This is a genomic window from Kitasatospora sp. NPDC101176 (assembly GCF_044768035.1).
GTDB lineage: Bacteria > Actinomycetota > Actinomycetes > Streptomycetales > Streptomycetaceae > Kitasatospora.
Map to the genome: position 1 here is coordinate 60,019 of NZ_JBIWPA010000016.1, position 14,899 is coordinate 74,917.

Sequence of the window (14,899 nt, forward strand, 5' to 3'; positions counted from 1 at the left end):
GTGTCCGGACCCGCCACCGCCCGCCCGCCCGCCACGCCGGCCGCCTCCCCCGCGCCCGCGCCGCCGCCGGCGGCCGGCCCCCAGCGCCCCGACCGGCGCGCCCGCCGCCGCGCCGCGCTGCCCTACCTGCTGCTCCTGCCGGCCCTGCTCCTCGAACTGCTCGTCCACCTGACCCCGATGGTGGTCGGCGCGGCGATGAGCTTCAGGAAGCTCACCCAGTTCACCCTCCGCGACTGGTCCGCCGCGCCCTGGTCAGGGTTCACCAACTACCGTGTGGCCGTGGACTTCCACGCCCCGGTCGGCCGGGCGCTGCTGCACTCCTTCTGGGTCACCTGCGCGTTCACCGTCCTGGCCGTCGGCCTCTCCTGGCTGCTCGGCACGGTGGCCGCCGTCCTGCTGCAGGACGCCTTCCGCGGCCGCGCCCTGCTGCGCGCCCTGTTCCTGCTGCCGTACGCGCTGCCGGTGTACGCGGCGGTCATCACCTGGTCGTTCGTGCTCCAGCGGGACACCGGCCTGCTCAACCACGTCCTCCACGACCAGCTCCACCTGGTCGACGACAAGCCGTTCTGGCTGCTCGGCGACAACAGCTTCACCGCCCTGGTCACCGTCTCGGTCTGGCGCAGCTGGCCGTTCGCCTTCCTGACCGTGACGGCCGGACTGCAGAACATCCCGCGCGAGCTCTACGAGGCGGCCGCCCTCGACGGAGCCGGCATCCGGCAGCAGATCCGCCGGATCACCCTGCCGTCGCTGCGGCCGGTCAACCTCGTCCTGGTGCTCGTGCTGTTCCTCTGGACCTTCAACGACTTCAACACGCCCTACCTGCTCTTCGGCAGGTCCGCCCCGGAGGCGGCCGACCTGGTGTCCGTCCACATCTACCAGTCCTCCTTCGTCACCTGGAACTTCGGCGCGGGCTCCGCCATGTCGGTGCTCCTGCTGCTCTTCCTGCTGCTGGTGACGGCCGGCTACCTGCTGCTCACCTCCCGGCGGGCGGCCCCACGACGGAGGAGCGCGCGATGATCGGGGCGTCCGCGTCCTTCCGGTGGCTGCGCCGGATCCTGCTCGCCGGGCTGGCGGTGTTCGCCGCCACCCCGGTGCTGGTGATGCTCTCCAGCTCGCTCAAACCGCTCCGGGACGTCCAGGGCCCCTTCAGCTGGATCCCCAGCACGGTAACGCTCCGGCCGTACCTGGACATCTGGCACACCGTGCCGCTCGGCCGCTACCTCGTCAACTCCCTGATCGTGGCCGCCGGTTCGACCGTCTGCTCGGTGCTGGTCGCGATCCTCGCCGGGTACGCGGTGAGCCGGTACCGGTTCCGCGGACGCCGGCTGTTCACCGTGACGGTGCTGTCCACCCAGATGTTCCCCGGGATCCTGTTCCTGCTGCCGCTGTTCCTGATCTTCGTCAACGTCGGCAACGCGACCGGGCTGCCGCTGTACGGCAGCCGCGGCGGACTGATCCTCACCTACCTGACCTTCTCGCTGCCGTTCTCGATCTGGATGCTGGTCGGCTACTTCGACTCCATCCCCCGCGACCTGGACGAGGCCGCCCTCGTCGACGGGTGCGGGCCGGTGCGGGCGCTGGTGCGGATCATCGTCCCGGCGGCGCGCCCGGGCATCGTGGCGGTCGCCGTGTACGCCTTTATGACCGCGTGGGGCGAGGTGCTGTTCGCCTCCGTCCTCACCGACGACTCGACCCGCACGCTGGCCGTCGGCCTCCAGGGCTACGCGACGCTCAGCGACGTCTACTGGAACCAGGTGATGGCCGCGTCCCTCGTGGTGAGCGTGCCCGTCGTCGCCGGGTTCCTGCTGCTCCAGCGCTTCCTGGTCGCCGGGCTGACCGCCGGAGCCGTCAAGTGACCGGACGCCGCCCCCGCACCTGCCCCTCCTCCCGCCAGCCGACCCGCCGAAAGGCCGCCCCGTGACCGACCTCAGCGCCCTGCCCGCCGACTTCCTGTTCGGGGCCGCCACCGCCGCCTACCAGATCGAGGGCGCGGTGGACGCCGACGGCCGCGCACCGTCCATCTGGGACACCTTCTCGCACACCCCCGGCCGGGTCGCCGGGGGCGACACCGGCGACACCGCCTGCGACCACTACCGCCGCTGGCCCGAGGACGTCGCCCTGATGGGCTCCCTCGGGCTGGACGCCTACCGGTTCTCGATCGCCTGGCCGCGCGTGGTGCCGCTCGCGGACGGCCGGGTCAACCAGGCCGGCCTGGACTTCTACGACCGGCTGGTCGACGGCCTGCTCGCCGCCGGCATCGAACCCTTCCCGACCCTCTACCACTGGGACCTCCCGCAGGCCCAGCAGGACCGCGGGGGCTGGCCGGTCCGCTCCACCGCCGAACGCTTCGCCGAGTACGCGGCGGCGGTGGGCGAGCGGCTCGGCGACCGCGTCACGCACTGGGCCACCCTCAACGAACCGCTCTGCTCCGCCTGGATCGGGCACCTGGAGGGCACCATGGCCCCCGGGCTGACCGACCTCACCGCGGCCGTCCGGGCCTCCTGCCACCTCCACCTCGCGCACGGCCTGGCGGTCCGGGCCCTGCGGGCGACGGCGCCCGGCGCGCGGATCGGCATCGTCAACAACCTCAGCCCGATCGAGCCCGCGACCGACGCTCCGGCCGACCTCGCGGCCGCCGTCCGCGCCGACGGCCACGTCAACCGCTGGTGGCTCGACCCCGTCCTCGGCCGCGGCTACCCGGCGGACATGCGGGCCGAGTACGGCGTCGACCTGCCGCTGCGGGACGGGGACCTGGAGCTGATCGCGGCGCCGCTGGACTGGCTGGGCCTCAACTACTACTTCCGCCAGATCGTCGCCGACGACCCGCACGGCCCGGCCCCCCGGTTCCGCCAGCTGCCCGGCCCCAACCCGCGCCACACCGCGATGCCCTGGGAGGTCCACGCCCCGGGCCTGGAGGAGCTGCTGGTGCGGCTGGCGCACGACTACGGGGTGCGGCGGATCTTCGTCACCGAGAACGGCTCCGCCTACCCGGACACCGTCGCCCCCGACGGCGCCGTGCACGACCCCGAGCGCGCCGACTACCTCCAGGAGCACCTGGCGGCCTGCGCCCGGGCGGCCGCCCGGGGGGCCGCGCCGGCGGGGTACTTCGCGTGGTCGCTGCTGGACAACTTCGAGTGGGCGTACGGCTACGACAAGCGCTTCGGCCTGGTCCACGTCGACTACCCGACCCAGCGGCGCACGGTGAAGACCAGCGGCCGCCGGTACGCCGAGCTGATCGCCACCCGCCGCACCGGCGCGGGCCGGTCCGGCTGACGGCACCGGTGGACCCGCCGCTTCCCGGCACTCGCAGAGCCGGTCCGGCGAGGATGCCGTCCTGGCCCCGGGGCGCCCGGCGCCCGTCCCCGCGCTCAGCCCTCCCCGGGGGCGCCCCGGGTCCGCACCCGCGCTCAGCCCTCCCCGGGGCCGGCGCGGGTGCGGTGCTTGGCCAGCGCGGTGAGCGCGAGCACCACGGCGGCCCCGACCCCCACCGCGCCCCAGGCCGGCAGCAGGACGGCGGCCGGGGCCAGCGCCCCCAGGACGAGGACCAGGGCCGGCGCGTACCAGCCGAGGACGGTACGGGCCCGGTCCCCGTAGCGCAGCGAGATGGCCGCGTTGGCGGTGTAGAAGGCGAGGATCCCGCCGCACAGGGCCCAACGGGCGCCCGGCGGCAGGGGGTGCCGGGGTTCGGCGACGGCCGTACCGAGCGCGCCCGAGAGCACCGTGACACCGGCGACCAGCACGAACGGCAGGTACATCACGGTGTCCCGGATCGTCGTGTTGGCACCGCCCGCCTGGGCCCGGTCGAGCCCGCGGACGGCGGCCGACGTCCCCCAGCGGAAGAACGCCTGGGCCAGCTCGGCCACCACCACGAAGCCCAGCAGCGCGGCGGCGGCCGAGGCGGCGGTGAAGTGGTCGGCGAGCGTGGAGACCACGGTGAAGACGCTCTCGCCGAGCACGATCACCACGAAGAGGCCGATCCGCTCGACGAGGTGCTCGATCGACATCCGCTCGTAGAACTCCGGCGACACCCCGGCCCGGACGGCCAGCAGCACCGCCTCCAGGGCGATCCCGACACCCCACAGCACGAACCGCTCCGGGCTCGGCAGCACCGCCGAGACCCCCCAGATCACGGCCGGCAGCAGGCAGTACGCCAGCGGGCGCCACAGCGGCAGCGGGGTGTCCCGGCGCCGGGCGTGGCCCCACCAGATGCCGAACAGGGCCAGCCGGACCCAGGCCGCGCCCAGCGCGTACGCCCACGCCCGCGCGCCGAGCCCCTCGGGTGCGGCGGCCGCCATCAGGCCGAGTCCGGGCATCGCCACGAGGAGGACGGCCTGCATCCGCGGCGCCGCCGAGCCGAACACGTTGACGGTCACCGTCAGGTTCGCCCAGGCCCACCAGGCCGGGAAGAACAGGACGAGGAACCTGCCGAAGTCCGCGGCGCCCGGGTCGCCGTGCAGGCCGTGGGCGAGCACGGCGACGGTGACCACGAACACCAGGTCGAAGAACAGCTCGAACCAGCCGGCCCGGTGCTCCTCGCCGTCGACCGGCGCAGCGTTCTCACTCACGGAGCCACTCTGCCCCCGGGTGGCGGCTACTCCGCGGTTCCGGGGCCGCCGTGTCGCGCCCGGGGTCCGGCCGCCGGGCGGGGGCCGTTCGGGTCGGATCGGGGCGGTGGGCGGTTGGGGACGGCCGCGGGTGGGACGGTAACAGGTCGTCGACCGCTGTCCGGGCGACGGGCGGGCGCCTGGCCGCGCCAACCCGTTTCGGTGTTTCGGTGTTTCGGTGAGGAGCTCCCGTGGATGACCGACCCTTGGACGAACAGCCCCGGAACGACGGGCCCGAGGGTGGCCGGGCCGGGACCGCCCGGTCCTCGGCTGCCGCAGCCCCGGACGAGGGGCACTACGGCACGGACCTCTTCCCCCCGGAGGAGACCGGCGAGGGCGAGCGCATCGACTACGGCGCCCTCGCCTACGACGCGGTGACCCGGGCCAGGCTCACCGCCCTGGGTGTCGGGCCCGGGTGGCGCTGCCTCGACGTGGGAGCCGGCACCGGGACGATCAGCCGCTGGCTGGCCGGGGAGGCCGGCGTCGACGAGGTGCTGGCGCTCGACCGCGACCCGCGGTTCGTGAACGCCCACCCGGTCGGCCGCCTGCACACGATGGCCGCCGACGTCAATGATCCGGCGCTGGCACCGGGCCGCTTCGACCTGGTGCACTGCCGCTTCGTCCTGATGCACCTGCCCCAGCACGCGGAGGTGCTGGCGCGCCTGGCCGACTGGGTGGCCCCGGGCGGCTGGCTGGTCGTCGGCGACGCCGTCGACCTGACGACGGCGGACTCCCCGCAGCTCGCCTACCGGCACACCATGGCGGCCATGTGGCAGGCCCTGCGCGAGCGGATCGGCACCGACGTCACCTGGGTGACCCGCTACCCGCAGGTGCTGCGGGGCCTGGGCCTGCGCGAGGTCGGCGCGGAGGTCCACGTGCCGCCGCTGACCCCCGACGCGCCGGTCACCGCCTTCTGGCGGAGCACCTGGCTCAGCATGCGCGACGCCCTGGAGGCCGGCACCGCCCTGGAGCCGGGCGAGCTCGACCGGGCGCTCGCCTACCTGGCCTCCCCGGAGCTGGCCGACCTCTCCCCCGGCATGATCACCGCCTGGGGCCGCCGCCCCTCCGCGGACGGGGCGGACCGGCTCTGACCCCGAGGGCCCGAGGCCGCCGCGCCCGCCGTCGGGGCGCACCGGCTCCGGCCGTCAAGGCGTGCCGGACTCCGCGGTCAGCGCCGTCAACAGCGGCTCCAGGAAGCGCTGTTCGAGCCTGCCCGGCGGCAGTTCACCGGGTTCGACGTAGCTCTGGGCCAGTCCGCCCTCGCGGATCGCGACCAGCAGGCGGGCGACCTCGTCCGGGTCCGCGGTGAGGGTGCGCCCGGCCCGCGCCAGGTGGTGCGTGAGGGCCCGGGCCAGCTGGGCGCGCAGCCGGGCGTCGTGCTGGGCGAGCACCCAGGCGGCCTGCGGGTCGCGGATGGCGTGCAGGGTGAACTCGGTGGTGACGAGGTACCAGTCGCGTTCGGCCGGTTCGACCTCGCAGAGGACGTCGACCAGTGCCTGCACGGTGAGGTCCTCGGTGGCGATCGAGTCGACCAGGTCGGTCATCCGCCGGACGATGCGGTCGCTGTGCTCGTCGAACAGCGCGAGGAACAGCTCCTCCTTGCTGCTGAAGTTGGAGTAGAACGCGCCGCGGGTGTAGCCGGCCCGCTCGCAGATCTGCTCGATGGTGGCGGCCCGGAACCCCTGTTCGGCGAAGGTCTCCAGCGCGGCCCGGAGCAGTGCGGCGCGGGTGCGCGGACGTCGTTTGGTCTCACCCTTGGGCATCGGTGGCGTCCCGGTTCACTCGGAGCCGGCAGATCCGGTCCCACGCCGGTCGCGTCGCCGCCGGTCGGGTCCGCCGGCAGATCGGATCCATTGTCGTATCGGATACATCATTGTATCTTCTGGGCCCATGAGCACCCCACCGCCCTCCGGCGCGGGCACCCCGCTGCCCGCCGCGCTCGCCGCCGCCGTCGGACCACTGCCCGCCGGTGTCACCCTGCCGCTCCCGCCGAGCTTCGACTCGGTGGCCGCGGAACGCCGGTACCGGAAGGAACAACTCGCCGCCGGGTTTCGGTTGTTCGGCCGGTTCGGCTTCTCCGAGGGGGTGGCCGGGCACATCACCGTGCGCGACCCGGAACACCCCGACCGCTTCTGGGTGAACCCGTTCGGGATGCCCTTCAGCATGATCAAGGCCTCGGACCTGATCCTCGTGGACCACGAGGGCACCCTGCTGCACGGCAGCCGGCCGGTGAACCGGGCCGCGTTCGTGATCCACTCCCAGGTGCACGCGGCCCGCCCGGACGCGATCGCGGCGGCCCACGCGCACTCGCTGCACGGCAAGGCCTTCTCCAGCCTCGGCATCACCCTCGATCCGCTCACCCAGGACGCGTGCGCGTTCTTCGAGGACCACGGGCTGTACAGCGACTACCGCGGCGTGGTGAACGAGGTCGACGAGGGCAAGCGGATCGCGGCCGCCCTGGGCGCGCACAAGGCCGTGATCCTGCAGAACCACGGCCTGCTGACGGTCGGCGGGTCCGTCGCCGAGGCGGTCTGGTGGTTCGTCACGATGGAGCGCTCCTGCCAGGCCCAGCTGCTCGCGATGGCGGCCGGCAGCCCGAAGTCGATCGACCGGGAGACCGCGCTGATCACTCGCGGGCAGGTCGGCGGGCAGCTGGCCGGCTGGTTCCAGGCGCAGCCGCTGTTCGAGCAGATCCGCGCGACCGACCCGGACCTGGCCGGCTGACCGGGCGTCGGCGGCCGGACCTCGGGAGGGAGGAACCACGGGTGGAGCGGGAACCACGGATCGCGGTGCTCGGCGCCGGCAGCATCGGCTGCCACCTCGGGGGCATGCTCGCCGCCGTCGCCGACGTCACGCTGATCGGCCGGCCGGCCGCGATGGCGGCCGTCGGGCGGGACGGGCTGACGCTGACCGGGCCCGGCAGCGCGCGGCGGGAGGTGCGCGGGCTGACCGTCGCCACCGACGCGGACGCCGCCGCGACGGCGGACTACGTGCTGGTGACCGTCAAGTCCGCCGACACCCGGGCGGCCGCCCGCGAGCTGGCCGGCCGGCTGGCCCCCGGCGCGGCCGTGATCAGCTTCCAGAACGGCCTGCACAACACCGCGGAACTGCGGGCCGGGCTACCGGGACACCGGGTGCTCGCCGGGATGGTCCCGTACAACGTGCTGCGCAGCGGGCCGGCCGCCGTCCACCAGGGCAGCGGCGGTGCGCTGATGCTGGAGGACGCCCCTGAGGCGCGGCCGTTCGCGGCGGCGGCCCGGGCCGGCGGCCTCCGGCTGGTGCTGCGGGCGGACATGCCCGCGGTGCAGGCCGCGAAGCTGCTGATGAACCTGAACAACGCGGTGAACGCCCTCTCCGGCCTGCCGCTGCGCGAGCAACTGGGCACCCGGGCGTACCGGGCCTGCCTGGCCCGGTGCCAGCGGGAGGCGCTGGCCGCCTTCCGGGCGGCCGGGGTCGCGCCCGCCCGCCTCGGCCCGGTGCCGCCGCGCTGGACGCCCGGGCTGCTGGGGCTGCCCGACGCGCTCTTCCGGCGGGTGGCGGCGGCCGGTCTGCGGATCGACGAGCGGGCCCGCTCGTCCATGTGGGAGGACCTGGAGCGCGGCCGCCCCACCGAGATCGACTCGCTCCAGGGCGAGGTGATCGCCCTCGCCCGGCGCCACGGTCTGCCGGCGCCGGCCAACGGCCGGTTGGTCGAGCTGGTCCGCGAGGCCGAGCGGGCCGGTCCGGGCGCGGCGCGGCGGTGGTCGGGCCCGGAGCTGCTGGCGGCGCTCGACCCCGGCTGAGGGTCCGGCTCCGACCGGCAGGTCGACGGCCCCCACCGCGACCCCACCGCGACCCCGCTGCGACCCCACCGCGGCCCCACCGCGGCCCCGTCGCCGCCCGGCCCCGGGCTCGCCCGGCTCAGGCGGTCGCGGCGAGGGTCCCGTCGAAGGTGGCCGCCGCCAGGCCGAAGGACAGCGTCATCCCGATGCCCGAGGTGACGGAGACGGCGCGCACGCCCGGCGCCAGGTCGCGCACCAGCAGCGGGCCGCGCGGGCTGCTGGCGTAGACGCCCTGCCAGCGCTCGAGGATCCGCAGGCGCGGCACGCCGAGGACCCCGGCGACCGCGGCGGTGAGCAGTTCGAAGGTGCGCTCGTCGATGAACGGCGGGGTGGTGGCGTCGTAGTGGTGCGAGTCGCCGACCAGCAGGGTGCCGTCCGGGAGCCGGGTGAACATCACGTTGGCGCCGATCTCCAGAAGTTCGGCGCTGTGCCCCAGCACCTCGGCCTTCAGCTCGGCGGCGGACGGCCGGGCGGTGAAGGCGTCGTAGCGGAGCATGGAGGTCGCCGTGAGCACCGCGGAGTCGGTGCGGAAGGCCGCCGGGGCCTCGGCCCGCGCCATGGTGAGGCGGCAGCGCTCGATGCCGTGGTCCTCGGCGACGTCGGGGAACAGGTAGTCCAGGTCGTGGCCGACGCAGACCAGGATGCGGTCGCCGTGGACGGGGCCGCGGGTGGTGTGCACCGTGCCGGTCTCGACGCCGGTGACGGCGGTGCCCCACAGGATCCGGCCCTGCGGCTGCCCGGCCACCCAGCGGGCCAGGCCGGGCGCCGCCTCGCGCGGGTTCACCCGCAGGTCGGCGGGCAGGACGGCGCCGCCCACCAGGTCGCCGTCGGCGCCGGGGGCGCGGCCGAGTGCCGCGGCGGTCTCCGCGGCGGTGCGCAGCCGGACGGCGTCGCCGCCGCGCTCGGCGTGCAGCTCCTCCAGGACGGCCGCCTCGGTCGCCGACCGGGCCACCACCAGGGTGCCGGCCTCCTCGGCCCAGATGCCGGCGGCCGCGGCGGCGCGCAGCCAGCCGGGCCGGGAGCGCTGGGCGAGCGCGAGCAGCTCGCCGTCCTGGGCGCTGATACAGCAGTGGCCGAAGTTGCGGACGGAGGCGCCGACCGGCTGCCGGTCACGGTCGACGACCGTTACGGACAGCCCGTTGCGCAGCGCCTCGAAGGCGTGGGCCAGGCCGATGATGCCGGCGCCGACGATCACCACGTCGCTGCGGCCGGGCGTGCCGGGCGCGGTCGCGCGGGGGGTGGTCGGGCGGGGGGCGGCGGGGGCGGCGGTGGGTGGGGTGCTGCTGCTCATGGCTCCAGATTCCGGTCTCATCGGCGTCGACGTCAAGAGATGTCTGTACAAGTTACCGCCTGTTCACCCGTTCGACGACCAGCGGAGACAGCTGTCCACCCGGCGAATACCCAGGTGAGCCCGCCTTGAGAAGTTCCGGGCCGAGTGTCATAGTCAACTTGTGAAGACAAGTGAGGAGCTCCCCCTCCACCAGCGGCTCGGCGCCGAGTTCCGGCGCCGCATCGAGTCCGGCGAGTGGCCCGAGGGCGAGCCGGTGCCCAGCGAGTCGCAGCTCTGCGCGGAGTTCGGTACCTCCCGGGGGCCGGTCCGCCAGGCCCTGGCCCTGCTGCGGAGCGAGGGCGGGCTCGTCGGCGGGCGCGGGAAACCGCCCGTCGCCCGGCGCACCGCCCCCTCCCAGCCGTTCGCCACCTTCCTGTCCTTCACCCAGTGGGCCCACGGCATCGGCCGCGAGCCGGGGCAGAGCACCGTCGAGGTCGCCCGCCGCCGGGCCTCCCCGGAGACGGCGGCCCGGCTCGGCCTCGCCGAGGGCGCACCCGTCGTCGAACTCGTCCGGCTCCGGCTCCTGGACGGCGTCCCGGCCATGCTGGAGCGCTCCGCCTTCGTCCACGAGGTGGGCCGCGTCCTGTTCGACTTCGACCCGGACTCCGGATCCGTCTACGCGGAACTGCTGCGCCGCGGCGTCGACCTGCACCACGCCCGGCACACCATCGACGCCGTCGCGGCCGAGCCGCAGGACGCCGAGCTCCTGCGGATCCCCGCGGGCGCCCCGCTGCTGCGGGTGCGGCGGCTCACCACGTCGAGCAGCGGCGTGCCGCTGGAGGACGCCGACGACCGCTACCTGCCCGCCATGGCCACCTTCACCATCGAGAACACCATCGAAGGCCGCACCGTCGTCGGCCGCTACCGCACCGAAGAGGACTGACACCGTGATCGAGCTCGCCGCACTGGACATGGCCGGCACCACCGTCAACGAGTCCGGCGCCGTCTACCGGGCGCTGCGCACCGCCGTCGAGCGGACCGGCGTGGCCGTCGCCGAGGCCGACCTCCAGACCTGGATGGGCACCGACAAGCGCGAGGCCATCGCCGCCCTGGTCCGCCTCGGCGGCGGCACCCCCACCCCGGAGCTCGTCGAGGAGAGCTACGCCGCCTTCGCGCAGTACCTGCGCGAGGCCTACCGGGCCACTCCCCCGCAGGCGATACCGGGCGTCGAGGCCGCGCTGGCCGAGCTGCGCCGACGCGGCATCAAGGTCGCCCTCACCACCGGTTTCAGCGACGACGTGGCGTACCCGCTGCTGGAGTCGCTCGGCTGGTCCACCGGCGAGGGCGGCAACCTCGACGCGGTCGTGACCTCGGACGAGGTCCCGCGCGGGCGCCCGGCGCCGTACATGATCCACCGTGCGATGGAGAAGACCGGAGTCGTCGCCACCAGCCGGGTGCTGGCCGCCGGCGACACCGTCGTCGACGTCGAGGCCGGCAGCAACGCCGGGGCCGGCGTGGTCGTCGGCGTCCTCACCGGGGAGCTCACCCGCGCCGACTTCGAGGGGCACCCGCACACCCACGTCCTGGCCAGCGCCGCCGACATCCCCGGCCTCCCCGAGACCCGGCCCACGGCCTGACCCCCGCGCCACCGCTGCCCGGTGCCGCCGGCCCACCACCGGGCAGCGGCACCGGCCACGGGAGCCGGCCCCGTGATACGTTCCGTGGCCGGGGGGCCGACATGGACGAGACTTCGACGGCGCGTGCCGAACTGGACCGGCTGGGCCGGTCGCTGCGCGGACAACTGGTCGCGCTGATCACCGATCTGACCGTTCGCGTCCACCTCCGCCGGCTGACCCTCGACGAACCGAAGGTCGCCGACGGGGGCGAGCCGTCGCGCCACCACTACGCGACGGACTACCAGGGCAAGCGTCCGACGACCAGTACCGCCGCCGGGACGGCCGCCCGTGCGACCTTCCTGCTCCGCACGGCCGGTTGGGACGTCACGGAGTCGGAGGAGGACGACGACGGGAGGCTGTGGACCGTACTCCTCGCCCGGCGGGACGGCAGCGTCATCCGCATCCTGACGAGCGAGGACACCCTCGCCGTGGTCTTCCGCGGCCGGACGCCCGCACTGGCGCTGTGCCCGCCACAGCCGGACCCGCCGCAGCCGAACCCGCCCCAACCCGTCCAGGACCCGGAGCCGATCGGGGAGCCGGAGCCGATCCGCGACCCGGAGCCGTTCCGGGACCCGGAGCCGGTTCGGCAGCCACAACCGGTCCGGGAGCCGGAGCCGGTCCGGGAGCCGGAGCCGGTGGAGCAGCGGGAACCCCTGCGGACGCAGGAGACCCTCACACCCGGCTACGTCCTCTGCTACGAGTGCGACGGCCACTGCCGGTGCCCCCGGTGCGGTGGCCGCGGGTGGTTGCCCGGCGAAGCCGGCCGGAAGCGGCGGTGCGCGGAATGCCGAACGACGAAGGTGTGTCCGATCTGCTGGGGTGCGGGTGAACTGGCCGTCTCCGACCTGTCGACGTACCAGCACGGCTACTACCCGGAGCTGGGCGGGCGCTGACGGCGTGTTCGCCGGCCCGTACGCCTCCCACCGCCCGCTCCTGCCACCGGCCACGCCGCCCGGCGTCGGCGGGCCCGGACGGATCGAGCCGGCGCCCCGTCCGGGGCGGCCCCGGTCATCATCCGACGCGGGTCGCGGGCGGGTCGGCCCGTTGGGCGTCCAGGTACTCCTCCCGGATCTCCCTGGGCCCGAACGGCCAGGCGCCCTCGACCCTCGACCAGACCAGGTAGGCGAGACCGCCGAGGGCGACCCAGGCCAGCGACCACTCGACGGGGTGGACGCCCTCGTTGGCCTTGTCCGCGTATCCGTAGATGACCAGCCAGCCGACGGCGGCGACGATGCTCGGCAGCGGGTAGAGCACCATCCGGTAGGGGCGGGCGAGTTCCGGCTGCCGTCTGCGGAGCACGGTGACCGCGGCGATCTGGGCGAGCGCCTGGACGATCACCATGACGCTGGTCAGCAGGGCGATCAGGACGCTCAGCGGCGGGTGTTCGACGCTGCTGCCGATGTGCCGCGCGAAGAGGAAGCCGGCGGCGGTGACGGTGCCCATGGCGACCAGGCCGAGCACCGGGAAGCCGTGCCGGGGGTGCAGTCGGGCGAAGGAGCGGAAGAACATCCCGTCCCGGGCCGCGTCGTAGGGCACCCGGGAGCCGCCGAGCAGGCCGGTGAGGACGGAGGCGAAGGCGGTGATCAGGATCAGGACCGTCACGGTGTCGGCCGCGCCCTCGCCCCAGGTCCGTTCGAGGACCGCGGAGGCGACCGACTTGGCGGCCGCGCTGTCCGGGTCCAGCATGTCCCGCCAGTCGACGACGCCGAGGACGCCGATCTGCATCAGCAGGTAGATGCCCATGATGGCGGTGATCGAGTAGATGATCGCGCGCGGCATGACGCGGCCGGGGTCCCGGATCTCGGCGCCCAGGTAGGAGGCGGTGTTGTAGCCGAGGTAGTCGTAGATGCCGATGGTCAGGCCGGCGGCGAAGCCGATCCAGAACTGGCCGTGGGTGACCTCGACGGCGTGGGCGGGCCAGGTGAAGGCCCGTGCGGGGTCGAAGTCGGTGAAGGATGCGGTGATCACCGCACCGACCGAGACGATCATCACGACCCACATGGCGACGGTGATCGTGCCGATGGCCTCGACCCGGCGCCACAGCAGCAGCACGACCAGGGCGAGCACCGCGACGCCGACGACGTCCCCCTGGAGGGTCGACATGCCGGGCCACAGGTAGGCCAGGTACTGCACCAGGCCCTGCACGCCGGTGGACATGATCAGCGGGATGAAGAGCATCGCCGTCCAGACGAACAGGAACGGCATCAGCCGCCCGGTGCGGTACTGGAAGGCCTCGCGCAGGTAGACGTAGGTGCCGCCGGCGCCGGGCAGGGAGGCGCCGAGTTCGGCCCAGACCAGGCCGTCGACGAGGGCCAGCAGCGCGCCGGCGATCCAGCCGATGACGGCCTGCGGACCGCCGAAGGCCACGACCATCAGCGGGATCGTCACGAACGGCCCGATGCCGCACATCTGGCTCATGTTGATCGTGACGGCCCGGAAGAGGCCGATTCTTCGGGTGAAGCCTGAGGACACGGACGGCTCCGAGGGGGCGTGGGGGGCGAACCGGGGAGGTGGGGCGCGAGGATGAAGTTAAGTATCATTACTTAATCCGTCAAGGGACTGCGCACGACCTCCGCGGAACGATCCCCGGCCCCCCGACCCGGGCCGGCGGCCGACGGGCCGGCGGGCCGGCCGCCGGGCGGATCCTCCGTCAGGTGTCAGGACGGGCTGGTGGCCGACAGCGCGGTGGTGGTCACCTTGTTGTCGCACTCGGCGAAGAGGCCGTCGTCCAGGGCGACCTGGTGCGCGCCGGCGCCCGGCAGGCCCAGCACGAGCGTGGGGTAGACGACCGGCGTGGCGCCCGAGGTGCAGTAGCCGTCGGCCTCGCCCTGGACCTGGACGAAGGTCAGCTTCACCCAGGCCTTCCCGCCCGGCGCCAGCCGGACGGGTGCGGCGGTGCCGCTGTGCGTCACCGCGAGCGGGGCGTTGCGGTCCGGGGAGCCGTTGGCCGCACCGGCCACCGTCGGGAAACCCTGCAGGGTGCACGGCTGCGCGGAGGAGTTGGTGAACGCGACGACCGCCGCCCCGATACCCGTGCCCGGGGGGCGCTGCTTCGCCTGGTGGGCCTCGCCCTTCAGGTCTCCGGCCGCGCAGGCCGGCGCCGTCGCACCGGCGGAGGTCGCGGAGGCGGTGCCGCCGGACGGCGCGCCGCCCTTGGTCGGGGCCGGGGCCGGGGTCGCCGCACCCGACGCGGCCGGGGAGGCCGGGGCCGCCGTGACCGGGACCGCCGCGGACGGGGCCGCGGAGCCCGCGGGCTCGTCGTTCCCGGGCCCGCAGGCCGTGATCACCAGGGCTGCCGCGGCAGCCGAGACCACGGCGGCCGCGGCTCTTCGGGCCTTCTTCCCGCGCTGCGTGACCTGCATGACGCCTCCTTGAGGGACGGAGCGGTGCCGGTCCGACGCCGGCACCCGCCCCGTACACACCGCCGTTGCACGGCCGGTTCCCCGGGCGGCCGGGCGTGACAGGACGGTGACGAGACCGGGAGGCGCCCGTCGCACGGTCACGACCCGCCGGGGGCCGGGAGGCTCG

14 protein-coding genes are annotated in these 14,899 nt (G+C 74.6%); 9 read left to right on the forward strand and 5 right to left on the reverse strand.

Annotation, left to right across the window (positions count from 1 at the left end):
• From ACIRS1_RS21905 to ACIRS1_RS21915, 3 genes are all read left to right on the forward strand, one after another.
• Window positions 1-1,017 carry a carbohydrate ABC transporter permease gene (locus ACIRS1_RS21905; protein ID WP_402842343.1) on the forward strand — a complete coding sequence of 339 codons (1,017 nt, stop codon included), beginning with the start codon at window positions 1-3 and terminating at the stop codon, window positions 1,015-1,017.
• Window positions 1,014-1,856 carry a carbohydrate ABC transporter permease gene (locus ACIRS1_RS21910; RefSeq protein ID WP_402842344.1) on the forward strand — a complete coding sequence of 281 codons (843 nt, stop codon included), beginning with the start codon at window positions 1,014-1,016 and terminating at the stop codon, window positions 1,854-1,856. The genes ACIRS1_RS21905 and ACIRS1_RS21910 overlap by 4 nt, the downstream gene beginning before the upstream one ends.
• A 61-nt stretch (window positions 1,857-1,917) precedes the next feature.
• Window positions 1,918-3,273: a GH1 family beta-glucosidase gene (locus ACIRS1_RS21915; protein ID WP_402842347.1), complete on the forward strand. Its 1,356-nt coding sequence runs from the start codon at window positions 1,918-1,920 to the stop codon at window positions 3,271-3,273.
• A 134-nt stretch (window positions 3,274-3,407) separates the two neighbouring features.
• On the opposite strand, the gene ACIRS1_RS21920 is transcribed toward ACIRS1_RS21915, so the two are convergent.
• Complete coding sequence (locus ACIRS1_RS21920; RefSeq protein WP_402842349.1) at window positions 3,408-4,565, reverse strand: low temperature requirement protein A; 1,158 nt, start codon at window positions 4,563-4,565, stop codon at window positions 3,408-3,410.
• A 230-nt stretch (window positions 4,566-4,795) separates the two neighbouring features.
• Between ACIRS1_RS21920 and ACIRS1_RS21925 the strand changes: the two genes are divergently transcribed.
• On the forward strand, window positions 4,796-5,695 hold the full coding sequence (locus tag ACIRS1_RS21925; protein ID WP_402842352.1) for a class I SAM-dependent methyltransferase: 900 nt from the start codon (window positions 4,796-4,798) through the stop codon (window positions 5,693-5,695).
• 54 nt (window positions 5,696-5,749) lie between these two features.
• On the opposite strand, the gene ACIRS1_RS21930 is transcribed toward ACIRS1_RS21925, so the two are convergent.
• Window positions 5,750-6,367 (reverse strand): TetR/AcrR family transcriptional regulator, encoded by a 618-nt coding sequence (locus ACIRS1_RS21930; protein WP_402842354.1) that lies wholly within the window; start codon window positions 6,365-6,367, stop codon window positions 5,750-5,752.
• 127 nt (window positions 6,368-6,494) lie between these two features.
• Between ACIRS1_RS21930 and ACIRS1_RS21935 the strand changes: the two genes are divergently transcribed.
• Complete coding sequence (locus ACIRS1_RS21935; RefSeq protein ID WP_402842357.1) at window positions 6,495-7,328, forward strand: class II aldolase/adducin family protein; 834 nt, start codon at window positions 6,495-6,497, stop codon at window positions 7,326-7,328.
• Between the two features lie 41 nt (window positions 7,329-7,369).
• A complete protein-coding gene (locus ACIRS1_RS21940) occupies window positions 7,370-8,386 on the forward strand; it encodes a 2-dehydropantoate 2-reductase (RefSeq protein ID WP_402842360.1) in 1,017 nt (338 codons plus the stop codon).
• Between the two features lie 118 nt (window positions 8,387-8,504).
• Here ACIRS1_RS21940 and ACIRS1_RS21945 read toward each other — a convergent pair whose 3' ends face one another.
• On the reverse strand, window positions 8,505-9,716 hold the full coding sequence (locus ACIRS1_RS21945; RefSeq protein WP_402842362.1) for a TIGR03364 family FAD-dependent oxidoreductase: 1,212 nt from the start codon (window positions 9,714-9,716) through the stop codon (window positions 8,505-8,507).
• A 160-nt stretch (window positions 9,717-9,876) separates the two neighbouring features.
• Between ACIRS1_RS21945 and ACIRS1_RS21950 the strand changes: the two genes are divergently transcribed.
• From ACIRS1_RS21950 to ACIRS1_RS21960, 3 genes are all read left to right on the forward strand, one after another.
• Window positions 9,877-10,638: a GntR family transcriptional regulator gene (locus ACIRS1_RS21950; RefSeq protein ID WP_402842365.1), complete on the forward strand. Its 762-nt coding sequence runs from the start codon at window positions 9,877-9,879 to the stop codon at window positions 10,636-10,638.
• 4 nt (window positions 10,639-10,642) lie between these two features.
• Window positions 10,643-11,332 (forward strand): phosphonatase-like hydrolase, encoded by a 690-nt coding sequence (locus ACIRS1_RS21955; RefSeq protein ID WP_360214684.1) that lies wholly within the window; start codon window positions 10,643-10,645, stop codon window positions 11,330-11,332.
• Between the two features lie 101 nt (window positions 11,333-11,433).
• Window positions 11,434-12,264, forward strand: coding sequence for a hypothetical protein (locus ACIRS1_RS21960; protein ID WP_402842369.1), 831 nt, complete (start codon window positions 11,434-11,436; stop codon window positions 12,262-12,264).
• Between the two features lie 118 nt (window positions 12,265-12,382).
• On the opposite strand, the gene ACIRS1_RS21965 is transcribed toward ACIRS1_RS21960, so the two are convergent.
• Window positions 12,383-13,789 (reverse strand): APC family permease, encoded by a 1,407-nt coding sequence (locus tag ACIRS1_RS21965; RefSeq protein WP_402842613.1) that lies wholly within the window; start codon window positions 13,787-13,789, stop codon window positions 12,383-12,385.
• A gap of 239 nt (window positions 13,790-14,028) precedes the next feature.
• Window positions 14,029-14,733: a DUF4232 domain-containing protein gene (locus ACIRS1_RS21970; protein ID WP_402842372.1), complete on the reverse strand. Its 705-nt coding sequence runs from the start codon at window positions 14,731-14,733 to the stop codon at window positions 14,029-14,031.
• Window positions 14,734-14,899: the final 166 nt, after the last annotated feature.

Bases quoted from the DNA above. Each gene is read 5' to 3' on its own strand.
- ACIRS1_RS21910 (WP_402842344.1), top strand. From the start codon at position 1,014: ATGATCGGGGCGTCCGCGTCCTTCCGGTGGCTGCGCCGGATCCTGCTC.
- ACIRS1_RS21930 (WP_402842354.1), bottom strand. From the start codon at position 6,367: ATGCCCAAGGGTGAGACCAAACGACGTCCGCGCACCCGCGCCGCACTG.
- ACIRS1_RS21935 (WP_402842357.1), top strand. From the start codon at position 6,495: ATGAGCACCCCACCGCCCTCCGGCGCGGGCACCCCGCTGCCCGCCGCG.
- ACIRS1_RS21945 (WP_402842362.1), bottom strand. From the start codon at position 9,716: ATGAGCAGCAGCACCCCACCCACCGCCGCCCCCGCCGCCCCCCGCCCG.
- ACIRS1_RS21960 (WP_402842369.1), top strand. From the start codon at position 11,434: ATGGACGAGACTTCGACGGCGCGTGCCGAACTGGACCGGCTGGGCCGG.
- ACIRS1_RS21965 (WP_402842613.1), bottom strand. From the start codon at position 13,789: ATGAGCCAGATGTGCGGCATCGGGCCGTTCGTGACGATCCCGCTGATG.
- ACIRS1_RS21970 (WP_402842372.1), bottom strand. From the start codon at position 14,733: ATGCAGGTCACGCAGCGCGGGAAGAAGGCCCGAAGAGCCGCGGCCGCC.